Source organism: Actinokineospora xionganensis, assembly GCF_014323725.1.
In the GTDB taxonomy this organism is placed as follows: domain Bacteria; phylum Actinomycetota; class Actinomycetes; order Mycobacteriales; family Pseudonocardiaceae; genus Actinokineospora; species Actinokineospora xionganensis.
Genome location: NZ_JABVED010000001.1, coordinates 700,733 through 722,868 on the forward strand (window position 1 = coordinate 700,733; position 22,136 = coordinate 722,868).

25 protein-coding genes are annotated in these 22,136 nt (G+C 70.1%); 16 read left to right on the top strand and 9 right to left on the bottom strand.

Annotated elements, in window-relative coordinates; all coding sequences use genetic code 11:
* Entirely contained in the window at positions 1 to 672 is a 672-nt protein-coding gene (locus GPZ80_RS03250; RefSeq protein ID WP_187218222.1) for a response regulator, read from the bottom strand.
* Positions 669 to 2,246 carry a sensor histidine kinase gene (locus GPZ80_RS03255; protein WP_187218223.1) on the bottom strand — a complete coding sequence of 526 codons (1,578 nt, stop codon included), beginning with the start codon at positions 2,244 to 2,246 and terminating at the stop codon, positions 669 to 671. Before GPZ80_RS03255 ends, GPZ80_RS03250 begins: the two co-directional genes overlap by 4 nt.
* 162 nt (positions 2,247 to 2,408) lie before the next feature.
* Here GPZ80_RS03255 and GPZ80_RS03260 point away from each other — a divergent pair, with 162 nt between their 5' ends.
* From GPZ80_RS03260 to GPZ80_RS03275, 4 genes are all read left to right on the top strand, one after another.
* Positions 2,409 to 3,410, top strand: a complete 1,002-nt coding sequence (locus GPZ80_RS03260) for a Bug family tripartite tricarboxylate transporter substrate binding protein (protein WP_187218224.1) — start codon at positions 2,409 to 2,411, stop codon at positions 3,408 to 3,410.
* Positions 3,411 to 3,415: 5 nt separating this feature from the next.
* Positions 3,416 to 3,967 carry a tripartite tricarboxylate transporter TctB family protein gene (locus tag GPZ80_RS03265; RefSeq protein WP_187218225.1) on the top strand — a complete coding sequence of 184 codons (552 nt, stop codon included), beginning with the start codon at positions 3,416 to 3,418 and terminating at the stop codon, positions 3,965 to 3,967.
* A gap of 1 nt (position 3,968) precedes the next feature.
* The gene (locus GPZ80_RS03270) at positions 3,969 to 5,477 is read left to right on the top strand and encodes a tripartite tricarboxylate transporter permease (RefSeq protein WP_187218226.1); all 1,509 of its coding nucleotides are present in this window, start codon (positions 3,969 to 3,971) and stop codon (positions 5,475 to 5,477) included.
* A 120-nt stretch (positions 5,478 to 5,597) separates the two neighbouring features.
* Complete coding sequence (locus GPZ80_RS03275; RefSeq protein ID WP_187218227.1) at positions 5,598 to 6,305, top strand: hypothetical protein; 708 nt, start codon at positions 5,598 to 5,600, stop codon at positions 6,303 to 6,305.
* Between the two features lie 65 nt (positions 6,306 to 6,370).
* On the opposite strand, the gene GPZ80_RS03280 is transcribed toward GPZ80_RS03275, so the two are convergent.
* Together GPZ80_RS03280 and GPZ80_RS03285 are read right to left on the bottom strand one after the other, a co-directional pair.
* Entirely contained in the window at positions 6,371 to 7,519 is a 1,149-nt protein-coding gene (locus GPZ80_RS03280) for a cation:proton antiporter (RefSeq protein ID WP_187218228.1), read from the bottom strand.
* Positions 7,520 to 7,524: 5 nt separating this feature from the next.
* Positions 7,525 to 8,004 (bottom strand): cation:proton antiporter regulatory subunit, encoded by a 480-nt coding sequence (locus GPZ80_RS03285; RefSeq protein ID WP_187218229.1) that lies wholly within the window; start codon positions 8,002 to 8,004, stop codon positions 7,525 to 7,527.
* A 135-nt stretch (positions 8,005 to 8,139) separates the two neighbouring features.
* Here GPZ80_RS03285 and GPZ80_RS03290 point away from each other — a divergent pair, with 135 nt between their 5' ends.
* Complete coding sequence (locus GPZ80_RS03290; RefSeq protein ID WP_187218230.1) at positions 8,140 to 8,598, top strand: DUF4383 domain-containing protein; 459 nt, start codon at positions 8,140 to 8,142, stop codon at positions 8,596 to 8,598.
* 86 nt (positions 8,599 to 8,684) lie between these two features.
* On the opposite strand, the gene GPZ80_RS03295 is transcribed toward GPZ80_RS03290, so the two are convergent.
* Genes GPZ80_RS03295 through GPZ80_RS03310 form a run of 4 tightly spaced genes read right to left on the bottom strand, consistent with a single transcriptional unit; the run spans position 8,685 to position 10,553 of the window.
* Positions 8,685 to 8,945 carry a DUF4235 domain-containing protein gene (locus GPZ80_RS03295; protein ID WP_187218231.1) on the bottom strand — a complete coding sequence of 87 codons (261 nt, stop codon included), beginning with the start codon at positions 8,943 to 8,945 and terminating at the stop codon, positions 8,685 to 8,687.
* A gap of 5 nt (positions 8,946 to 8,950) precedes the next feature.
* On the bottom strand, positions 8,951 to 9,454 hold the full coding sequence (locus GPZ80_RS03300) for a DUF3618 domain-containing protein (RefSeq protein ID WP_187218232.1): 504 nt from the start codon (positions 9,452 to 9,454) through the stop codon (positions 8,951 to 8,953).
* Positions 9,451 to 9,858 (bottom strand): phage holin family protein, encoded by a 408-nt coding sequence (locus GPZ80_RS03305; protein ID WP_187218233.1) that lies wholly within the window; start codon positions 9,856 to 9,858, stop codon positions 9,451 to 9,453. The genes GPZ80_RS03300 and GPZ80_RS03305 overlap by 4 nt, the downstream gene beginning before the upstream one ends.
* Before the next feature lie 29 nt (positions 9,859 to 9,887).
* On the bottom strand, positions 9,888 to 10,553 hold the full coding sequence (locus tag GPZ80_RS03310; protein WP_187218234.1) for a TetR/AcrR family transcriptional regulator: 666 nt from the start codon (positions 10,551 to 10,553) through the stop codon (positions 9,888 to 9,890).
* 83 nt (positions 10,554 to 10,636) lie between these two features.
* Here GPZ80_RS03310 and GPZ80_RS03315 point away from each other — a divergent pair, with 83 nt between their 5' ends.
* Together GPZ80_RS03315 and GPZ80_RS03320 are read left to right on the top strand one after the other, a co-directional pair.
* A complete protein-coding gene (locus GPZ80_RS03315; protein ID WP_187218235.1) occupies positions 10,637 to 11,509 on the top strand; it encodes a metal-dependent hydrolase in 873 nt (290 codons plus the stop codon).
* Positions 11,510 to 11,593: 84 nt separating this feature from the next.
* The gene (locus GPZ80_RS03320; protein WP_222718773.1) at positions 11,594 to 12,571 is read left to right on the top strand and encodes an oxygenase MpaB family protein; all 978 of its coding nucleotides are present in this window, start codon (positions 11,594 to 11,596) and stop codon (positions 12,569 to 12,571) included.
* A 110-nt stretch (positions 12,572 to 12,681) separates the two neighbouring features.
* Here the strand turns inward: GPZ80_RS03320 and GPZ80_RS03325 are convergent, their stop codons facing one another.
* Positions 12,682 to 13,293 carry a TetR/AcrR family transcriptional regulator gene (locus GPZ80_RS03325; RefSeq protein ID WP_187218236.1) on the bottom strand — a complete coding sequence of 204 codons (612 nt, stop codon included), beginning with the start codon at positions 13,291 to 13,293 and terminating at the stop codon, positions 12,682 to 12,684.
* 102 nt (positions 13,294 to 13,395) lie between these two features.
* Here GPZ80_RS03325 and GPZ80_RS03330 point away from each other — a divergent pair, with 102 nt between their 5' ends.
* The 9 genes from GPZ80_RS03330 to GPZ80_RS03370 are packed head-to-tail and all read left to right on the top strand — an operon-like array spanning position 13,396 to position 22,129.
* Positions 13,396 to 14,205: an MlaE family ABC transporter permease gene (locus GPZ80_RS03330; protein ID WP_187218237.1), complete on the top strand. Its 810-nt coding sequence runs from the start codon at positions 13,396 to 13,398 to the stop codon at positions 14,203 to 14,205.
* Positions 14,205 to 15,053 carry an MlaE family ABC transporter permease gene (locus tag GPZ80_RS03335; RefSeq protein ID WP_187218238.1) on the top strand — a complete coding sequence of 283 codons (849 nt, stop codon included), beginning with the start codon at positions 14,205 to 14,207 and terminating at the stop codon, positions 15,051 to 15,053. The genes GPZ80_RS03330 and GPZ80_RS03335 overlap by 1 nt, the downstream gene beginning before the upstream one ends.
* On the top strand, positions 15,053 to 16,294 hold the full coding sequence (locus GPZ80_RS03340) for an MCE family protein (RefSeq protein WP_187218239.1): 1,242 nt from the start codon (positions 15,053 to 15,055) through the stop codon (positions 16,292 to 16,294). Before GPZ80_RS03335 ends, GPZ80_RS03340 begins: the two co-directional genes overlap by 1 nt.
* A gap of 2 nt (positions 16,295 to 16,296) precedes the next feature.
* Positions 16,297 to 17,292, top strand: coding sequence for an MCE family protein (locus tag GPZ80_RS03345; RefSeq protein ID WP_187218330.1), 996 nt, complete (start codon positions 16,297 to 16,299; stop codon positions 17,290 to 17,292).
* Entirely contained in the window at positions 17,289 to 18,272 is a 984-nt protein-coding gene (locus tag GPZ80_RS03350; RefSeq protein WP_187218240.1) for an MCE family protein, read from the top strand. Before GPZ80_RS03345 ends, GPZ80_RS03350 begins: the two co-directional genes overlap by 4 nt.
* On the top strand, positions 18,269 to 19,336 hold the full coding sequence (locus GPZ80_RS03355) for an MCE family protein (RefSeq protein ID WP_187218241.1): 1,068 nt from the start codon (positions 18,269 to 18,271) through the stop codon (positions 19,334 to 19,336). Before GPZ80_RS03350 ends, GPZ80_RS03355 begins: the two co-directional genes overlap by 4 nt.
* Positions 19,336 to 20,349 (top strand): MCE family protein, encoded by a 1,014-nt coding sequence (locus GPZ80_RS03360; protein WP_187218242.1) that lies wholly within the window; start codon positions 19,336 to 19,338, stop codon positions 20,347 to 20,349. Before GPZ80_RS03355 ends, GPZ80_RS03360 begins: the two co-directional genes overlap by 1 nt.
* The gene (locus GPZ80_RS03365; protein WP_187218243.1) at positions 20,346 to 21,545 is read left to right on the top strand and encodes an MlaD family protein; all 1,200 of its coding nucleotides are present in this window, start codon (positions 20,346 to 20,348) and stop codon (positions 21,543 to 21,545) included. Before GPZ80_RS03360 ends, GPZ80_RS03365 begins: the two co-directional genes overlap by 4 nt.
* Complete coding sequence (locus tag GPZ80_RS03370; protein ID WP_187218244.1) at positions 21,545 to 22,129, top strand: Rv1363c family protein; 585 nt, start codon at positions 21,545 to 21,547, stop codon at positions 22,127 to 22,129. Before GPZ80_RS03365 ends, GPZ80_RS03370 begins: the two co-directional genes overlap by 1 nt.
* The last annotated feature ends 7 nt before the right edge of the window (positions 22,130 to 22,136 follow it).

A 22,136-nucleotide genomic window follows, 5' to 3' on the forward strand; every position in this document is an offset into this window, starting at 1 on the left:
TCAACCAGTCCATCGATACCGCCGCTCAGGTCGCCCGGTCCCCCCATACCGCAGCCGGACCTCGGCCCGCCCAGTATCGACAAAGTGCTCCAAATACCGCCGAGCACTGACCCGAGACAACTGGGCCACCGCAGCACATTCAGCAGCCGACATGTCCTCCGACGAAGAAGCCCGCAACACCTGCTCGACCAACTCAGCCGTCTGAGCAGTCAACCCCTTCGGCAAGTTCGTAGACCCCCGAGGCCGAGACCCGAACACCTGGTCCACATCGGACTGCCCAGCCGTGGACAACGCCCCCAACTTCGTATGCAGGGAAGCGAAGTGCTGCAACTGGTCATACAAAGCCGGATACGTGAACGGCTTGATCAGATAATGCAGCACCCCACCCCGCATCGCCCCACGCACCGTGTCCACATCGTTCGCGGCGCTGATCACGATCACGTCGGTGTCGTCGTGGCCCGCCCGCAGGTGACGGAGAACAGTGAGCCCGTCCATGTCCGGCAAATAGATATCCAACAACACCAGATCCGGCCGCAGCTCCCGAACCAGCCGAAGCGCGTCCGCTCCCGTGTGCGCCACGCCGACGACCTCACAGCCCGGCGTCCGGGCGACATAGCCGCTGTGGACCTTCGCGACCATGAAGTCGTCGTCGACCACCAGGACCCGGATCACGCGGGCACCTCCAACGGCAGCGTGGCTGTGAACACCGCTCCATCAGCGTTGTGCACCGAGACCGTGCCGTTCCGCCGGACGCAGGTCTGCCGGGTCAGCGCCAGGCCCAGGCCACGCTGCCCGCCCTCTTCCGCAGCCTTCGTGGTGAACCCGTGTCGGAAGACCTCCTCGACGATCTCCGGCGCAACCCCCGGCCCGGAGTCCCGCACCGTCACCGCCACCTCCGTCGACCCGTGCCGGATGTCGACCTCGATCCAGCCGGGGCCGTCGGACGGCTGCCCACGCAACGCGTCCAGGGCGTTGTCGACCAGGTTGCCCAGGACCGTCACCAGGTCGCCGGACAGGGCGTCGTCCACGTCCCCGAGTGTGCTCGACGGCGACAGGCGCAGCCCCACCCCCTGCTCCGCGGCCAGGCTGGCTTTCGCGATGAGCAGCGCGGCGACCGCGGAGTCGGCGATCCGGCCGCTGACCTCGGCGTGCCACTGGTCCTGGGTGGCACTGACCCGGTCGACGTAGTTGCGGACCTCGTCGTACTCGCCGAGTTCGATCAGGCCTGCGATGGTGTGCAGCCGGTTGGTGAACTCGTGCGCCTGCGCCCGCAGGGTCTCGGTGATGTTGCGGTTCGCGTCGAGCTGGTCCTGCAGTTGGACGAGCTCGGTGCGGTCCCGGAGGGTGACCACGGCGCCGAGGGAACGGCCGTCGCGCGCGATCGGCATGCGGTTCATGACCAGCACCTTGCCTCGCCGCAGGCCGATCTGGTCGGCGCCCGTCGCCCGGCCGGTGAGGACGTCGACGAGCCGGTCGTTGAGGTCCAGTTCGTCCACTGTGCACCCCACCGCGTCCGGGCGCAGGGAGAGCAGGCTGCGCGCCTGGTCGTTCACCAGCGTCACCCGGTGCTGCTGGTCGAGGCCGAGCACACCCTCCCGGATGCCGTGCAGCATCGCCTCGCGGTGCTCCACCAGCCCGGTGATCTCGTGCGGCTCCAGGCCGAGCGTCTGCCGCTTGACCCACCACGCCAGCCACAGCGACCCCGCCACCCCCAGGCCGGTCGCGATCCCGAGGAGCACCACCAGGTTGCCCGGCGAGTCGACCAGCGCCTGCCACAGGCTGGGCTGCTCCCGGCCCGCGACCACGACGCCGATGATCCGGCCCTCCTTGGTGACCACCGGGACATGCGCGACGACCGACCCGTCGATCACCCCGACCCAGGACCGCCCGGAGGGGACCGTGCTGTCGCCGATCGGCAGCGGCAGCCCGTCCTGCCGCGGGTCCGACGAGGTCAGGACCACCAGGTCCGCCCGGGTGATCACCACCGAGTCGGCCCCGGACAACGCCCGCCCGGACTCGGCGAACGGCGCCAGCGTCTCGTGCCGGGCGGGGTCCTCCAAAGCCGAGCGCAGCCCCGGGTTGGCCGCGACGTCCTCGGCGACACCGAGCATCCGCCTGCCCTCGGTGTCGCGGAAGGACGCCGACGCCTGGGCGATGCTCACCGCGGCCACCGCCACCAGCAGAACCAGCACGATCCCGAGCTGCAGCACGAGGAGCTGACGGGCGAGCGAGCCCTTCTTGCCCATGCGTCACCTCCGGCCACGTCGACGGGCCTTGAGTGTGGCCCCCGATACGCGCGCGTGCACGTGAACACAACGACCACAAGGATCTATGCGGCCGCAATGCAGACGTAACCGCCGCGACACCGCACGATTCGGGGCACTTGGCGAAGAGAGGCAGGGATCACAATGAGGCTGCGAAAGCTGCTCCCACTGGCCGCGGCACTGATCGTCGCGGCGACCGGGACCGCGTGCACCCAGGCGGGCGGCACCTCCGGCGGGCAGTCCGGCGGACAGAACAGAGTCACCGGGTTCCGCGTCATGGTGCCCAACACCCCCGGCGGCGGGTACGACGTCACCGCCCGCACCTCGGCCAAGGCCATGGAGGAGGCAGGCCTGGCCCGCAACGTCGAGGTGTTCAACCTGCCTGGCGCGGGCGGCACCGTCGGCCTCGGCAGGCTGGTCGGCGAGAAGGGCAACGGCAAGCTGGCCATGCAGATGGGCCTCGGTGTCGTCGGCAGCGTCTACACGAACAAGTCCCCCTCGACGCTGCAGGACACCACGCCGATCGCCCGGCTGATCGAGGAGCCCGACATCATCGTGGTGTCGAAGAACTCGAAGTACACCGACATCAAGCAGCTGATCGAGGCCTGGAAGGCCGAACCCGGCGCGGTGCCGGTCGGCGGCGGCTCCTCCCCCGGCGGCCCGGACCACCTCGCGCCGATGCTGGTCGCCGACGCGATCGGACTGGAGCCGAAGAAGGTCAACTACGTGCCGTTCGACGGCGGCGGCGAGCTGCTGGCCTCCGTGCTGGGCAACAAGGTCGCCTTCGGTGTCTCCGGTGTCGGCGAGTACATGGACCAGATCAAGGCAGGCGAACTGCGGGTCCTCGCGGTCACCAGCAAGGACCGGGTGCCCGGTGTGGACGCGCCGACGCTGAAGGAGTCCGGTGTGGACGTCGAGTTCACCAACTGGCGCGGCGTGGTGGCCCCTCCCGGCATCAGCGACGCGGACAAGCAGGCCATGATCGACCTCTACACCAAGCTGCACGCCTCGGAGCAGTGGAAGCAGGCGCTGGCGAAGAACGGCTGGCACGACGCCTTCTCCACCGGCGACGAGTTCGCCTCCTTCCTGCAGAAGGAGAACGACAGGGTCGGCGGCGTGCTCAAGGCGCTCGGGCTGACGGCGTGAACACCATGACCGAACACGAGACCGGGTCGGCCGCCCCCGCGGCGGCCGACCCGGCCCCGGCAGGCGCCCGGCAGTGGCTGCGGGAGCACTCGGAGCTCGGGGTCGCGGTCGTGCTGCTCGCCCTGGGCGGGCTGGTGGTCGTCGACGCGCTGTCGATGTCCACGTCGTTCGCCCAGCGCGGTCCGGTCGGGCCGCGGGTGGTCCCGCTGGCCGTCGGCGGCCTGCTGATCGCCATCGCGGTCGCGCTGACCGTGGACGTGCTGCGCGGCGGCAAGGGTGAGGCCGAGGGCGGTGAGGACGTCGACCTGACGATCCCGCCGGAGTGGCGCACGGTGCTGCTGCTGGCGGCGTCCTTCATCGCCAACATCGCGCTGATCGACCTGGTCGGCTTCCCGATCTCGGGCGCCATCCTGTTCTGGGGCTCGGCGTACGCGCTGGGCAGCAGGCACTGGGTCCGCGACCCGGTGATCGCGGTGGTGCTGTCGGTCTCGGCGTACCTGCTGTTCCAGAAGCTGCTTGGCGTGCCGCTGCCCGGCGGTCCGCTCGAAGGGATCTGAGATGGACACCCTGTCCAACCTGATCGAGGGGTTCGCGACCGCGCTGACCCCGACCCACCTGCTCCTGGCCGCGCTCGGGGTGCTGCTCGGCACCGCGATCGGCGTGCTGCCGGGAATCGGCCCGGCGATGGCGGTGGCGCTGCTGCTGCCGCTGACCTACAGCATGGAGCCGACCGGCGCGTTCATCATGTTCGCGGGCATCTACTACGGCGGCATGTTCGGCGGCTCGACCACGTCGATCCTCCTGAACACCCCAGGGGAAACCGCGGCGGTGGTGACGGCGATAGAAGGCCATCCCATGGCCCGCAAGGGCCGCGGGTCCCAGGCGCTCGCCGCCGCGGCGATCGGCCACTTCGTCGGCGGCATCATCGGCACCACGCTGCTGGTGCTGCTGGCCCCGATGGTGGCGAAGATGGCGGTCAACATCGGCGCGCCGGACTTCTTCGCGATCATGCTGCTGGCGTTCATCGCGGTGACGTCGGTGCTCGGATCGTCGCGGATCCGCGGTTTCGCGTCGCTGGCGATCGGTCTGGCCATCGGTCTGGTCGGACTCGACCCGATGACCGGCCAGGCCCGGCTGACGTTCGGCTCGCTGCACCTGGCCGACGGCATCGACGTGGTGGTCGTCGCAGTAGGACTCTTCGCCGTCGGCGAGGCCCTCTGGGTGGCCGCGCACCTGCGGCGCACCACCGGAAAACCCATCCCGGTGGGCCGCGCCTGGCTCAGCCGCGCGGACCTGTCCCGGTCGTGGCGGCCCTGGCTGCGCGGCCCGGTCATCGGGTTCCCGTTCGGCGCGGTCCCGGCGGGTGGCGCGGAGATCCCGACGTTCCTGTCCTATGTGACCGAGAAGCGCCTTTCCAAGCACCGCGCCGAATTCGGCCACGGCGCGATCGAGGGCGTCGCCGGTCCGGAGTCGACCGCCAGCGCGTCGGCGGCGGGCACCCTCACGGCGATGCTGACGCTGGGCCTGCCGACCACGGCCACCGCGGCGGTGATGCTGGCCGCGTTCCAGCAGTACGGCATCCAGCCCGGCCCGCTGCTGTTCCAGCGCGAGTCGCAGCTGGTGTGGGCGCTCATCGCGAGCCTGTTCGTCGGGACCGTGCTGCTGCTGGTGCTGAACCTGCCGATGGCTCCACTGTGGTCCAAACTCCTGCGCATCCCACGCGCCTACCTGTACGCGGGCATCCTGTTCTTCGCCAGCGTCGGCGCCTACGCCGTCAGTGGCGACGTGTTGGACCTGGTGCTGCTGTTGGTGATCGGCCTGCTGGGCTTCATGATGCGACGGTTCGGCCTGCCGGTGCTGCCCGCCATCATCGGCGTCATCCTCGGCCCGAACGCCGAGCAACAACTCCGGCGCGCCCTGCAGATCAGCGACGGTAACCTGAGTGGCCTGGTGAACACCACTTTCTCGGTCACGGTCTACGCCATCATCGCAGTGATCCTGCTCTGGCCGCTGATCGGCAAAGCCATCACCCGCACCCGCACGCGAACCCCCGAAAGTGTCCGTTAGACAACCCTCAGCGGTGGTAGCCGTCTCTAACTCTGGAGCGCTCAGGCGTGAACGGTCCGTAACGGGGTGGTCCGAATGGGCGATGGATTCACCAGAGGCTGTTACAGCTGGAGGGTCATCATGCGCGTGCGAAACATTCTCACGACAGTGGTGCTGAGCGGCGCGCTCGTCGGCGGGCCAGGGTTGGCCATGGCCTGGGCCGAGCAGCCGGAAGACAGACCCGGCAACACCGGGCGGGGTCAGTCCGGCCAGGTCCACGGCAAACCCGCCCCGGCGGACACCACCGTGCCACAGCCACCGTCCAATGCGGACTTCACCGACCACGGCGCCGACACCCACGGCCCGTATGACTCCACTCGGGATGGTTCGCCCTCGGGTAACGGCAACGGCGGCGGCGAAGCCGTCGGCAAGCCGTGCGCGGGCTGTGTCGGCAAGGCCGACAACAAGAACCCGAAGGGTCAGCTCCCCGGCCCGCAGGACGGCAACAAGGGCTATGAGTGCGACGGCAACAAGGGCATCGGCCGCAGCAACCCGGCGCACACCGGGTGCAAGTCGACCACCACCACCACGCCGCCGCCGCCGACCACGACCACGACCACCACGACGTCGACCACCACGGTGACCAAACCTGGCGCGTCGACCGTCCCGGCGCCTCAGCCTGGCATCAACCCGGCGGCGGGCTCCGCGGCAGCGGCAGGCGCGGCGGCCGACACCACGGCCCTCGCGGACACCGGTGTGAACCTCGGCGTCCCGGTGGGCGCGGGTCTTCTCCTGCTGGGCGCCGGAACCGGCCTCATCCTGGTGGGCAGGCGCAGGCCTGCCGACTGACGTCCGTTCTCTCCGCCGAAGGACACGCGACCGGATGGGCACACCATCCGGTCGCGTTCTCGTTGTCACCGCTGGACAACCGCCCGGGCTGTCCCCGCCCACCGGGCGATCAGCGGCCCAGTCGTGGCCAGTATCAACACATACGCGGTCACCAGGGGGCCGAGCACCGCGTGCCCGGCGCCCACCAACCCGATGATCACGATCGAGAACTCGCCACGCGCGATGAGCGCTGTCCCGGCACGCAGCTTGCCCCGCCTGCCCGCACCGTCACGACCGGCCGCCAACCAGCCCGTGGCGATCTTCGTGACCACCCCGACCGCGGCGAGCGCGAAAGCGGCGGGCAGCACCGGGACCAGCTCGACCGGGCTGACAGCGAGTCCGATGGCCAGGAAGAACGCGGCGGCGAACAAGTCGCGCAGCGGGGCCAACACCGCACGGGCGCGGTCGGCCGCCGCGCCCGTGAGCGTCAGGCCGACCAGGAAGGCCCCCACCGCGGCCGAGGCGTCGACGAACTCCGCCAAGGCGGCCACCACCAGGGTGGTCCCGAGCACCCGCAGCATCAGCTGCTCGTCGTCGGGGTGGGCGAGGAACCGGTTGATGTGGTGGCTCCAGCGGTGCGACACGACGAACGCGGCCGCCACCGCGGTGAGCGCGACGACGACACCGATGACCGCCTCCCACCACTCGCCCCCGGAGGCGAGCACCGCGAGCACCGGCAGGTAGGCGGCCATCGCGAAGTCCTCCAGGACGAGGATCGACAGCACCGCGGGCGTCTCCCGGTTGCCCAGCCTGCGCAAGTCGCTCAGCAGGCGCGCGACGATGCCCGACGACGAGATCCAGGTGGCCCCGGCCAAGGCGAGGATCCCGATGCCGTCCAGCCCGAGCAGCCACCCCGCGACCGCACCGGGCGCCGCGTTCACCACCATGTCGAACAGTGCCGACGGCACGTGCCTGCGCACGCTGTGGGCGAACTCCGCGGTGGAGAACTCAAGTCCCAGGGTCAACAGCAGCAGGACGACCCCGATGGCCGCGCCTGCCTCGACGAACTGGGCGGCCGCGGGCACCGGGGCGAACCCGCCCTCGCCCAGGGCGAGCCCGGCGAGCAGGTACAGCGGGATCGGCGGCACCCCGAACCGCCGGGCCAGCGTCCCCAGTCCACTCAGGACCAACAGGATGACGCCCAGTTCCAGCAGCAGCGCCAGTGAGGTGTGCATCCGGCTCAGCCCCGGAAGATCTCGCGCACCGCCGCGATGCCCTCATGGGTCCCGATCACCACGAGCACGTCGTCGGCCTGGATGACCTCCGCGGGCGACGGCGACGCGATAACGGTCTCGCCGCGCACGATCGCCACGATCGACGCCCCGGTCCGGGTGCGCGCGCGGCTCTGCCCGAGCGATCCGCCCGCGAACGGCGAGCCTGCGGGCACCGCGATCTGGCCCGCGCTCAGTCCCGGCACCTCCCGGGTGAGGTCGGCGAACCGCTCGGCGATGCGGGGCGCCCCCAGGATCTCGGCGACGGCGTCGGCCTCCTGCGCGGTCAGCCGGAACAGTGGCCTGCCCTCATCCGGATCGCTCCTGGGGTAGTCGACCAGCTCGAAGTCGCCGGTGCGGCGGGCCACGATGCCGATCCGCTGGCCGTCGGCGTTGGTGAACTCGTAGCGCAGGCCGACCCCGGGCAGGAGAACCTCGTTCACGTCCATCCACCCATGATGGCGGGAAAGATCGGCGACAACGAGTGGTCGCTGCCCGATGGGGCGGAAGTTGACCGTGGGGAGGTGTTTGTCGGTCCAGTTTGGGTACTCCGTGTGCACGATCCACACACGAAGGGGTACGCCATGGCACACCCACTACCTCAACAGACCACCCGAACGCCGGTGCAGCTGGCCGCTATGGCGGTCGCCGCCGTCTTCCTCGTTGTCGGTATCGCCGGGTTCATCCCCGGTCTGACCACCGAATACGACGGGATGACCTTCGCCGGACACGAGTCCACAGCGATGCTGCTGGGCGTGTTCAAGGTGTCGATCCTGCACAACATCGTCCACCTGCTCTTCGGCGCCGTCGGTCTGGCGATGGCGCGGACCGCGGCAGGCGCCGCGGCCTTCCTGGTCGGTGGCGGTGTGATCTACCTGGTGCTGTGGATCTACGGCCTGGTCATCGACCACAGCAGTGCCGCCAACTTCGTCCCGGTCAACACCGCGGACAACTGGCTGCACCTGTTGCTCGGTTTGGGGATGCTCGCTCTCGGACTCGCGCTCGGCAAGCGCCGGGCCACCGTCTCCGACGCCAAGATCTGAAAGATCCGACCCGACCGACCCGCACGGCGAAGAGGCCCTGGACACCATGTCCAAGGCCTCTTCCCGGGTCGGTCAGTCGTCGTCGGTCAGTCGTCGAGGTGCTCGCCGGTCAGCTTCCGGTAGCCCTTGGCGCCCGCGCGGTCGATGCCCGCCTTGACCACCCCGAAGATCGCGCCCTGCAGCAGCGCCGCGAGAAGGACCTCCCGGGTGCGGTGGTCCGGCGAGGTCGCCTCGGGGGCTTCGTCCTCGCCGGAGACGCCACGCCAGATCCGCCTGAACAGCGCGGCCGACACCAGGCCGCCGAGCGCGCTGATGAGCATGCTCAGGGGTCGGTAGAGAAGTTTCACCGCGCTCACCTCTCCCAGCGCCGGGTGATCAGGGCGATCAGCGCGCCGATCAGCAGCCCGAGCGCGCCTGCCTGAACCGGCTTGCGCCGCACCAGCGCGGTCACCTGGCCCAGCGGGTGGCTGCCCGAGGGGTTGTCGGCCCGGTGGCGCACCGCGTCGACGCGGCCGTCGACCTGGCCACCCCAGGCATCGGTCTCGCCGTCGTGCGTCTTGCGGCCCGCCAGGTCCTTGACCTCGTGGGCCTTGGTCTCGACGCGTTCCTTCACCTCATGGGCCCTGGAGTCGGCGCGCTGCTTGACCTCCTGCGCCTTCTCCTTGACCTCATGGGCTTTCTCGGCGGCCCGCTCCTTGAGCTCGTGGGCTTTGTGCACTGCCCGGTCCTTGACGTCGTGGGCCTTCTCCTCGGCCCGCCGCCTCACCTCGGTCTTGGCCACGAGCGCGTCCACAGTCTCGGCCAGATCGCCGCGCACCCGTTGGATGTCCTCGCGCAAGTCGTCCGGTCGGCTCATCGGTGTGCACCCTCCTTGATCGCCTCGAAGTCGCGCCGCGTGCTGCGGATCGCCTGCTCCGGGACCGGCGGGGTGGCGTGCTTGATCTTGCGCATCCCGATCAGCCCCAGCACGCCCGCGATCAGCAGCAGCACGCCGCCGACGATGAGCGCGGCGGCCCACACCGGCAGCACCAGCGCGAGGGCGGCGATGGCGGCGATGACCAGCGCCGCGGCGCCGAACCACGCCGTGACACCGGCCGCCCCGCCCAGCGCGGCGCCACCGCCCGCCTGTTTGCCTTTCTCCTTCAGTTCGTCGGTGGCGAGGGCGAGCTCGTCGCGCACGAGTCGCGAGACCTGCTCGCCCAGTCGCCCCACCAACTCTCCGGTGGACAGTTCAGCGACACTGCGATTGGGCTCGTTCATGCCGTCGGGGTACCCACGACCGGCCGAAACTACGCGTCGCCGACGGGCTCGCGCGCTGGGTAGCGGGCCAGGAAGGCGTCCGCTGCCATCGCGGCGAACGTGAGCACGCGCTCCGGCGGGTAATCGTCGGGGGCTTCCAGGAGCAGCCTGCCCATTTCCTCCGCCACCCGGACCAGACTCCGCGCGAGGAGTTCGACGTCGACGTCGGCGGCGTTGTCCCGGCCGCGCAGGAACCGCCTGCCCACCCCGGCGAACTGCGTCATCACCGCCTGCTCGCCTTGACGGCGGTACTCCCGCACCGGGGCGGGGACCGCGCCGACCGGGAGCAGGATGGCCCGCCAGGTCGCGGGCCGCTCCAGCACGGCGGCGACGAGCGCGCGGCAGACGTCGGCGAACCACTTCGCCGGGTCGGCGAGGTCGACCGGCAGGGCGGCCGCCGCGGCGAGCTGCCCGAGAGCGTGCTTGGCCTCGCGGTCGAGCAGCTCCTTGAGCAGGTGGTGGGCGTCGGTGAACTGGCCGTAGACGACCGGTCGGGTGACGTCGCAGGCCTTCGCCACGGCGTCGATCGAGACGGCGGCGAGACCACGGGTGTTGATGATCTCCAGCGCCGCGTCGAGCAACTGCTCGCGGCGTTCGGCCGCGGGCAGGCGCGGTGCGTACGGGCGCTTCCCGTTCGCTTCCTTCGTCGCGGTCACCGGCGCATTCTAACCTTGTTTTGCTACACCACTGTAGCTAAAGTCCCTGTGACGGCAGGTCACACCTTTCCCGGGGAGCGCGCATGAGCACCGAACCGACACCGAAGCCCGTGCCGCGCGTGCGCCGCATCCGGTTCGCCTACCCCACGGGCGCACTCGACCGGCACTTCGTGAAGAAGGAGGGCGAAGGCGAGGGCGACCTGGTGATGAGCCACATCGTCGCCGTGCTCTCGGCAATGTTCCCCGAGGGCGAGGACTTCTTCGTCCGCTCGGTGCGGCGCTACGCCGACAAGGTCGACGACCCGGAGCTCAAGGCGCAGGTCGCCGGGTTCATCGGGCAAGAGGTCACACACGGGCGTGAGCACCGGGCGCTCAACGAGCGACTACAGGAGATGGGCTACCCGACGCGCCGGGTCGACCGCCGGACCAGGATCGGCCTGGGCCGGGCGGAGCAGAAGCTGTCGGGCCTGAGCTGCCTGGCGATGACCGCCGCCCTGGAGCACTACACCGCGGCGCTGGCCGAGACCCTGCTGACCGACGAGCGGGCCCAGCGGCTGCTCGGGTCGACCGAGGTGCGTTCACTGCTGCTGTGGCACGCGGTCGAGGAGTCCGAGCACAAGGCCGTCGCCTTCGACGTCTACCGCGCGGCGGGCGGCACCGAGCGCAGGCGCATCCGGACCATGCACTTCGTGACCGTCACGTTCATCCTCGGCGTGCTGGGCCACACGCTGCTGTCGCTGCTGCAGGATCGGGCGGCGTACAACCCGGTCCGGCTCGTGCGCAGCATCGCGGCACTGCGGCATTCGCCGTTCCTGACCCGGCAGGTGTTCCGGCGGATCACGGCGTACAACCGGCCGGGCTTCCATCCGGACGACCACGACAACAGCGAACTGCTGGAGCGCTGGACCGCCGAGCTTTTCGGCGCCGAAGGCAAGCTCGCCGACAAACTTCGCTGATTCGTGTCACCCTCTGGACAAAGCTACTCCACTGAAGCATATTTACTACTCTGGAGTAGCAATTGCGGCACCGAGGGAGATCCGATGGCAGCCCACGCGCGACAGCCCGAGCCGATGCCACGGCGGCTGGACCACGGGTTCTTCGGGCCCGGCTCGCCGTCGTGGAAGGTGTGGACGAACCCGACCGCGCTGATCGGGTTCCAGCGAGCCGTCGTGTTGGAACACTTCGACCCGATCCTGACCGCGGCGGTCGCGGACTCGCGCGGGATCTACAACGATCCGTACGGGCGGCTGGACCGCACCCTGGCGTACTTCCTGACCGTGGCCGTCGCGGACTCCCGAACCGCCATCGAGGCCTCGGACTTCCTTATGCGCGTGCACGCCAAGGCAACCGGCGTCGAGCCGATCAGCGGGCAGCGCTACAGCGCGAACAACCCGACCTCGCAGCTGTGGATCCACATCACGGGCTGGCACTCGGTGTTGAAGTGCTACGAGATGTACGGACCGGGCTTGTCCCCGGAGGAGGAGGACCAGTTCTGGGCCGAGTGCGTCACCGCCGCGGAACTGCAGACCTGCGAGCCCGGTGACGTGCCACGGTCGCGTGACGAGGTCCGCGAGTACTACGCGCAGGTGCGGCCGCGGCTGTGCACCTCGGAGCGCGCCAACGAGGGCATGCACTACCTGCTGCATGTGCCGTGGGAGAAGGGCGTCAAGGCGTGGGGCGGCAGCCGGATAGTCGCGCCCGCGGCGATCGCGACCCTGCCCAAGTGGATGCGCAAGCTGGGCGGCTTCGACCAACCGGCGGTAGTGGACCGCACGATCATGCCGGCCGCGAAACTGGCGGTGAAGATCATCGGCAGCCAAATCCGCCCCGACGCGGAGGCCAAAGGCCCCCTGCGTAAGGGAATGCTCGCAGCGACCGGCCTGCTCGGCCCGGCCACCTCACGGATGCTGGCCATGCACCTACGCGACGAACCCCCGCTCCGTGCCGAAACCCTGACCCCCACCCAGGCCCGCGCCCTCTACGGCAGAAGCGCCCCCGCCCAGTTGGCAACCCAATGACGACGCACGACCATCCCACACGCGACTCGCCCCTTCCAGCAAGTGAGTCGCCCCGCCCGGCGAGCGAGTTCGACATTCGCGCCCCACGGCCGTCTCTTCGGCTGGTCGGCTCAGCCGACGGAGCCATCGGCCCGCAGGGTCGCGAAATGCTCGTTGAGCATCCGATTGGCCCGACGCCGCAGCCGGTCTCGGGTATCGGGGTCCGATCCGGACAGCAAACCCATGCCCGCCACCAGCGTGACGAGCCTGCTGACCTCGTGGCGCAGGTCGAGGTCGACGCGAAGTTCGCCGTTGTCGACGGCCTCTTTGAGGTGTCGGTGGGCGAGCTCTCCCCAGGCGCGGTAGCCCGCTCCGAACCCGCCCGCGGTCGGCGAGCGCTGCGGGTCGTCGGACCAGAAGGCGAGCCAGATCCGCCAGATCGCGACGCCGTCCGCGTCGGTGGGGAGCAGTCCCAAAGCCGCCCGTTTGACCGCGGCCAGGCCCCGTCCGCGGCCCACCGCGGCCCGGACCCGCTCGGCCGCGAGTCTGCCGTTGTGGCGCTGGATGGCGCCCATCAACTCGGCTTTGTCCTCGAAGTAGTGCGTGACGGACCCGGTGGTGACCCCGGCCTCGGCCGCGATGGTGCGCATCGTGGCCGCCGCCGCGCCCTGGGTGCTGATCAGCCGCCACCCCGCGGCGATGATCAGCTCGCGACTTCGTGGATCCCGGATCTGTCGTGCCACGACTTCACCTCCGACGACTCCTGGGCATAACGACCGTTCCGTAACCAACGATACGTAACGCTCGTTGTGACTTGACACGCATCGGCGAAGGAGGCTCAGCGAGTGCTCTTGGAGACACCGCCCTCACGCGGGCCGGTGGCCGACGCCGCCCTGCAGATCGGGCACATGCTCGACTTCGCGGTCCTCACCCTGCTCGCCGGCCTGCGGTCGCTGCGCTACCGGCGCTTCCCGTGGCGTGAGTGTGTGCACCAGATGTGGTTCCTGGCCACGGTCACCACGCTGCCCGCCGTGCTGGTGACCGTCCCGCTCGGGGTGATGGTCGCGGTCAACATCGGCTCGCTGGCTGGCCAGCTCGGCGCCCAGGGATACGGCGGCGCGGTGGTCGCGTTCGTCATCGTCGGGCAGGCGGCGCCGCTGATCTGCGCGCTGATGATCTCCGGGGTCGGTGGCTCGGCGATCTGCGCCGACCTCGGCTCGCGCAAGATCCGCGAGGAGACCGACGCGCTGGAAGTCATGGGCGTGTCCACCGTCGAGCGCCTCGCGGTGCCCAGGGTGGTCGCCGCGACCGTGGTCACCGTGCTGCTCAACGGGGTGGTGATGGCCGTCGGGATCGGCGTGAGCTTCGCCTTCCAGGTGATCGCCCTGGACAACTCCCCCGGCAGCTTCCTCGGCGCGCTCACCGAGTTCTCCCGCCTGTCGGACTTCATGGTCGCCGAGATCAAGGCCGCCGCGTTCGCCGTCTGCGCCGCCATCGTCGCCTGCTACAAGGGCCTCACCGTGAAGGGCGGGCCCAGCGGGGTCGGCGACGCGGTCAACGAGGCCGTCGTGCTCGCGTTCGTGCTGGTCTTCATCGTCAATGTGGTGGTCACCGAGCTCTACACGGTGATCGTCCCGGCTCGGGGGGCCTACTGATGGCGGGAACCGTGGTACGGCGCGGAAGCAGGCTGGTCCAGCCGGTCGCCGGCGGCCTGATCCGGCTCGGCGTCCAGGTCAGCTTCTACGCCTACGCGCTGGCCGCCGTCCCGCGCGCGGTCATCCACTACTGGCGGCACGTGGTCAAGCTGGTCGCCGAGGTGAGCTTCGGCCGGGCGTCGCTGCTCGCGGGAGGCGGCACGATCGGCGTCGTCTTCGCCATGTCGTTCGTCTCCGCGACCCAACTCGGCCTGGAGGGCTACCGCGGCCTCGACCTGATCGGCCTGACCCCGATGTCCGGCCTGATGACCGCGCTGGTCAACACCCGCGAGCTGGCGCCCCTGGTGGCCGGGATCGCGCTGGCGGCGAAGGTCGGCACCGGCTTCACCGCGCAGCTGGGCGCGATGCGCATCAGCGACGAGGTCGACGCGCTCGAGGTCATGGCGATCCCGTCGATGACGTTCCTGGTCAGCACCCGGATCGCGGCCGCGTTCATCGCGGTGATCCCGCTGTATCTGATCGGGCTGTTCGCCTCCTACCTGGCGACCAACGTCGCGGTGGTGTCGATCAACGGCCAGTCCCAGGGCACGTACGACTTCTACTTCCACCTGATGCTCACCCCAGGCGACGTCCTCAAGTCGCTGCTCAAGGTGCTGATCTTCGCGGTGATCATCACCCTCGTGCACTGCTTCTACGGCTACACGGCCACCGGCGGGCCCGAGGGAGTCGGCCGCGCGGCGGGGGCGGCCTTGCGCACGAGCATCGTGACCCTGGCGGTCGCGGACATGCTGCTGTCGTTCACTTTCTGGGGTCTGCACCCGTCGCTTCCCGGTCTGGGGGTGCAGTGATGCCGGACCTCACCCGAGGCGGAGTCAGCCGCACGAGCCTGCTGCTGCGCGGGATCGCGGGCGTGACCGCGCTCGCCGCCGTCTCCGTGCTCACCCTGATCAACAGCGCGGGCGGGTTCACGTCGGAACCCGAGATCACCGCGGTGCTGCCCGCGGCGAGCGGCCCGATCCAGGACAACGTGCCGGTGCAGTACCGGGGGGTGCCGATCGGCCGGGTCGTCGACATCCGGCCGGGAACCGACAGCGCCACGCTGACCCTGCGGATCAAGGACGGCCAACTCGACCGCATCCCCGACGGAGTCCAGGCCCGCCTGTTGCCCCGCACCCTGTTCGGCGACCAGTACCTCGACCTCGCCGTCCCGCAGGGCCAGGCGTCGGCGGGCACGCTGCGGCGGGGCGCGGCGCTGCGGCCGGACACCTCGGCGCAGACCGTGCAGCTGTATGTGGCCTACACCAAGCTCTACGACCTCATCACCGCCCTGGAGCCGGCGAAGATCCAGGTCGCGCTCGGCGCGGTGGCCGACCTGCTGCGGGGTCGCGGCGGCGAGTACGGCCGGATGATCGACGAGGCCGCCACCCTGGTAAACGGGTCCCGGCCACTGGTCGACTCGCTCGGCGACACCGTCACCGAGGTCGCGGGCATCACCCGGCAGCTGGCCGCGAGCGCGCCGGACCTGCTGGCCACCCTCGACAACGCCGTCGCGCTCTCCCGCACGGTGGTGGACAAGCAGCACAACCTCGCCGCCCTGCTCGTCGGCGGCGGCCAGGTCGCCGACCAGGCTCAGCGGATGCTCACCGACAACTCCGGCCGGTTCATCCAGCTGGTGCGCACGACCGCGCCGGTGACCAAGGTGATCGGCGGCCGACCCGAGTTGCTCGGCAGGATGCTCGACAGCACCAACGGCTTCCTCGAAGCCGCCAACCGCGGGTTCTCCACCGGGCGGCTCAAGATCCGGGTCGCGATCACGATGGACCAGCCGTACCCGTACACGCCGGCCGACTGCCCGCGCTATCCCGGCCTGGCCGGGCCGAACTGCGGGCAGGCGGTGCCCGAGGCGTCGAGCGGGACCACCGGGCCGGTCGGGAGCCCCCAGGAGCAGCAGACCCTGCAGCAGCTACTTCCCTATCTGCCAACGGATACACCGCCCATCGGCCCCCTGCCCGAGCGGTCGGCCCAGCCGGACTTGTTCAGCCTGCTGCTGGGTCCGCTCGTGCGCGGAAACCAGGTGATGATCCGGTGAAGATGACCGCCGTCTCGATGAAGCTCGCGCTCTACATCGTGGTCGCCGTCCTCGCGGGCGTGGTCGTGGTCAACACGCTGACCGACCCGATCGGACACGACACCGACGACTACCACGCCGTGTTCACCGACGCCGCCGGGCTGATCAACGGCAGCGACATCACGATCGCCGGCGTGCGGGTCGGCACGGTCAGCGGGGTACGGCTGGAGAACGGACTGGCCACAGTGGACTTCGACCTGCGTGAGGACCAGCGAATCCCGGCCGACGCGCGAGCGGTGATCCGCTACGCCGACCTGCTCGGCGCCCGGGCGATCGCGATCGTGCCCGGTCCGGGCGGCGTGGGCGACCTGCCGCCGGGCTCGACCATCACGGTGGAGCGGACCGCGCCGGCGCTGGACATGACGTCGCTGTTCAACGGGTTCAAGCCGCTGTTCAACGCAATCGATCCGAAGGAGGTCAACCAGCTCGCGGGCGAACTCGTCGCGGTGTTCCAGGGCGAGTCGGGCACCATCGCGAGCCTGCTGCGGCATGTGGTGTCGGTGACCGCCACGATCAACGGCAAGGACCAGGTGATCGGCCAGGTGCTCGACAATCTCACGGCGGTGCTGGGCACGATCAACAGCCACCGCGACGATCTCGAAGCCCTCCTCGACGGACTGGCCACCCTGACCGACAACGTCGCCGCGAGCCGGGACCAGATCGCGGCGGCGCTTGATTCGGGCGCCCAGTTGGCGGGCACGCTCTCGGATCTCCTCGGCGACCTCACCCCGACCCTGACCCGAGATGTCCGCTCGGTCGACGCCCTCGCCCAGACGCTCCTGCGCAACTCCGACGGCATCGACGCGGCCCTCGCGGCCGCGCCCGCGTTCTTCGCCGACCTGAACCGGGCAGGCGATTACGGGTCGTGGATCAACATCTACATCTGCAACCTCAGCGTCACCCTCGCCGCCACCCCGACCGATCTCGGCGTCGGCCCGCATTCGGCGGTGTGCCGATGAGACACCGCAACCCCATGATCACCGGCGCCCTCGCGGGCGCGGTCCTGTTCGCACTCGTCGCCGCCGCCGTGATCGCACCCAAGCTGGTGTTCCTGGCTCGCACCAACGACTACACCGCCGAGTTCGCCAACGCCGCCGGGCTTACCGCCCACGACCAGGTCTACGTCGCGGGCGTGCCCTCCGGGCGGGTCACCGAGGTGAGCCTGGCGGGCGACCGGGTCCACGTGAGGTTCCGACTCGACAACGACCAGCCGCTCGGCGAGGGCTCCAGCGCGTCGATCAAGCTGCTCACCATCCTCGGCACCCGTTACCTCAGCGTGCAGCCCGCTGGTGGCGGCAGGCTCGACGAGGACGCGGTCATCCCGCTGGAACGCACGTCGGTGCCCTACAGCCTCGACGAGCTCGCGGGCGCCGCCACCGGCGCGGTCGAGCAGCTCGACTTGGCCGCGCTGCAGAAGATGGTCCACACGATGCGCGAGGTCATCCCGCAGGACCCGGGGTTGGTGAACAACGCGCTGACCGGAGTCGCCGCGGCCTCGGACCTGATCGCCCGTCGCGACCAGCAGTTCGACCAATTGCTTGAAGCGACCAAGACCGTCACCGGCGATCTCCTCAGCCAGCGCGACACCCTGGTCTCCCTGGTCGGCGACGCCACGACCGTCGCCCAGCTGCTCGACTCGCGGCGGGCGGTGATCCGGCAGCTGATCGCCGACGTCGGTTCGTTGTCCGAGCAGCTGCGGAAGTTCCTCGCCGACAACGCCGAAGTCCTCGGTCCGCTGCTGAACCGCCTGCACGAGCTGGTGACCGCGATGTCGGCCAACGAGAAAGCCCTGTCGGACACGCTCACCCAGCTCGCTCCGACCAGCCGTTACCTCGCCAACGCCACCGGAAACGGGCCGTGGGCTGACGTCGTGGGACCGGCCGGGCCGCTGCCGGACAACCTGCTGTGCGTGTCCGGACTCATCCTGGGGTGCCGATGAAGAGCCGACTTGCCGCCGTGCTGACCGGGGTGTGCGTGTTCACCCTGCTGGCCGCGGGCGCGTGGCTGACGTTCAAACCCGGTGCGGTGCTGCGGGTCTCGGCCGACTTCACCGCCGCCGACCAGGTCTACCCGGGCAACCGGGTGGCGATCCTGGGCGTGCCGGTGGGCACGGTCGAGTCGGTCACGCCGATGGGCTCGGTGGTTCGGGTGACGATGGCCCTGCCCGGCGAAACCCGGATCCCGGACAGCGCGCAGGCCTACATCATGAGCCCGCAGGTCGTCAGCGACCGGTTCGTCGAGCTGAGCCCGCCCTACCGGACCGGTGCCGAACTGCGCGAGGGCGCGGTGATCCCGGTGCAGCGAACGCACGCGCCGATCAAGTGGGACCAATTGGTCGGGGCGATGGACACGCTCGCCACGGCGCTGGGACCGAACGGCGCCGACAAGGACGGCGACCTGACCGCGCTGCTGCACTCCGCGGCGGTCACCGCGAAAGGCAACGGGCTCGCCCTGCGCGACGCGGTCACGAAGATCAGCCAGGCGACCGGCCTGCTCGCGGGCGACACGGGCGACCTGGGCGCGGTGCTGGGCAACGTCGACAAGCTCGTCCAGGTGTTGGCCGACCACAAGGCGGAGATCGCCACGCTGACCCAGGTGGTCGGCAGGCTCGGAACGGATCTCACGACCGAACGGGACGGGATCTCGAAGACGATCGGCGACCTGTCGGCCGTCCTGTCCGAAGTGGACAAACTGGTCCGGGCGCACGGCGGCGCTTTGAGCGAGGACCTGACGAACCTGGCCAACCTCACCGGAATGCTCGCCGCCCACCAACAGAACCTCGCCGAGACCCTCGATGTGCTGCCACTGGCGATGGGCAACACCGCGCGGGCGGTGTCACCGGACGAACGGCTGCGCCTACGCATGGACATGTCCACCAACCTCAGCCAGTTCCCCGTCTCCGCGGCGCTCTGCCAGCGGCTGCCGGTGCCGCTGTGCTCCGGTCCGGGCCTGGTCAACCCGATCCCGCTGCCGCCTTCGGGCCTTCCCCTTGGCGGTGGCTGATGCGACGCCTGGGGCCCGCTGTGCTGACCGTGGCGCTGCTGAGCGGCTGCGGCCTGAGCATGCAGAACCTGCCCATCGGCCGCTCCCCCGACGGCCCGACCTACCACGTCACCGCGGTGTTCGCCGACGCCTCGAACGTCCCGATCGGCGGCATGGTCAAGATCGGCCAGGCCACGGTCGGCCGCGTCTCCAGGATCGACACCCGCGACTTCCAGGCGGTGGTCGGCTTGGAGCTCACCGCCGACACTGTGCTGCCGCCCGGCACGACGGCGCAGCTGCAGCTCACCTCCGCGCTGGGCGAGGAGTTCGTCGACCTGCGGCCACCGGCGACGCCGACGCCCGGCGAGCCGCTGCGCGACGGCTCCGTCATCCCGCTGTCGGCGACTTCACGGGGGCCGGACGTGGAGAACATGCTGGCCGCGGTCGGCGGGCTGCTCAACGGCAGCGGCCTCGACCACGTGCGCACGATTGTGACCGAGCTGAACACGATGCTCGGCGGACGCGAGGACGAGGTCCGCGACCTGCTGCACCAACTCGACGCTGTGCTGGCCTCTCTCGACAGCCACGGCGCCCAGATCGCCGGGCTGATCGATTCGATGAACACCCTGGCCGCCGACACCGCCGCCCAGCGCCCCCTGCTGGAGGCCGCGCTCACCGACATCACACCCGCGCTGCAGGTGTTGATCTCACAGCGCGACCAGTTCACCGGACTGCTCACGAAGGTGACCGCGCTGAGCACGTCGGCGAACGGCATCCTCGGGGAGACCGGGCAGGCGTTCACCACCCAGCTCAGGCAGCTGCGGCCGGTCCTCGACTCGCTCAGCGCGTTCGACAAACGCCTGGAGCCGACCCTCGCCCAGCTCACCAAATTCGGCGGTCTGCTCGACCGAGCGGTCCCCGGCGACTACCTCAAGGTCGACATGACGCTCGACGTGCCGAACTCGGTCCTGCGGCTGATCCAGTCGACCGGCGGGCTGCCGCTGCCCGTGCCGCTGGGAGGTGGGGTCCGGTGAACCGCACGGTCGTCGTCCAGCTCGTCCTGTTCGCCGTGATGGGGCTCGCCGCCGGGCTCTACGTGGTGGACAACGTGCTCGGGCCACAGGCGTTCGGCACCCCGATGAAGGTGACCGTCCGACTGCCCGACGCGGCGGGCCTGGCCCGCGAGTCGCAGGTGACCTACCGCGGTGTCGACGCGGGCACGGTCAGCTCCGTCGCCATCGACCCCGACGGCTTGGGCGTCACCCTCGAACTCACGCTCGACCCGGGTCTGCGGATTCCCGCCGACACCCAGGCCGTGATCAGCATGGACACGCCGGTCGCCATCCAGCACGTCGACCTGCGGCCCACCCACGATCGGCCGCCGTACCTGACCGAGGGCAGCGTGATCCAGGCCAAGGACACGGCGGTGCCGCTGCCGCTGAACACCCTGCTCGTGCACTTCATGGAACTCGCCGACAGCATCGACCCGGAGGACCTGCGGGTGCTCACCGACGCCCTGGCCACCGGACTCAGCGGAATGGGCCCGCAGCTGCGGCAGATCATGACCAACACGCAGACCCTGATGGACGCCCTGCGCGCCAACGATCCGATCCTGGTCAACCTGCTCACCAACGCCGACTCGGTGCTCGGCGCCGCGGACGGGCTGCCGAAGCTGGCCGCGGGCATGCGCGGGCTCACCGACCAGGTGCGGGCGCAGGACCCGGCGGTCCGCTCGATCCTCGACACCGCCCCCGGCTTCACCGCGACCCTGGCGCCGCTGATGGCGAACAACCAGCAGGCCGCGACCGCGCTGCTGGGGAACCTGCTGACGACCAGCCAGATCGTCAGCGTCCGGATACCCGCGCTGAAGGAGACGATGGTCGCGCTGCCCCTGGCACTCGACGCGCTGGCGAGCACCGCGCACGGCGACACCGTCGACATGTACCTCGTCGGCGCGCAGGGGCCGGTGTGCTTCAACGACACCGACCGCCGGACACCGACCGACACCTCCCCGCGTGACCCGCAGCTGGGCTGGCACTGTCAACCGGGCCCAGGGCTCTCGCAGCGCGGGGCGATGAACGCGCCGCGTCCGGTGGCGACGTACGACCCCGCGACCGGGCAGGGCAGCACCCCGTCCGGGGAGCGGTTCTCCGTGGGCGCGGGCGGCGGCCAGTCCGAGGTGCTCGGACCCCGTTCGTGGCAATCACTCTTCTTGCAGGGAGTCAGCTGATGACGACACCGACCGACACCGACGAGTCGACCGAGTCCGCCGAGTCCGCCGAGTCCGCCGAGTCCGCCGAGTCCACTGTGGAACCGGAGGGGTCCACTGAGGACAAGCGACGGCCGCGGGTGCTGACGATCGCGCTCGCGCTGCTGATCGTCGTGCTCCTGGTGCTGTCGGGGTTGCTGGGGTGGAAGTTCCTTGAGCGCCGCCAGGCCGACACGGCCCGGGCCGCCGCCGTCGACGCGGGCACCCGCTACGCCACCGACCTGGCCAGCTACGACTTCACCAACCTGGCAGGCAACTTCACCACTGTCACCGCCAACTCGACGGAGAAGTTCGCCCAGCAGTACAAGCAGGTCAGCGACAACCTCACGCAGCTGATCGTGCAGATGAAGGCGACGTCGAAGGGGTCGGTCACCCAGCTCGGCGTCGTGGAGTCGGACGCGGACAGCGCCGTGCTGATCCTGTTCCTGGACCAGACGATCACCAACACGAACTCGCCGCAGCCGCGGGTCGACCGCAACCGGATGCGGCTGAGCCTCGTCCAGAGCGGCGACCGCTGGCTGATCGACGACGTGCAGTTGCTCTGAACGCGGG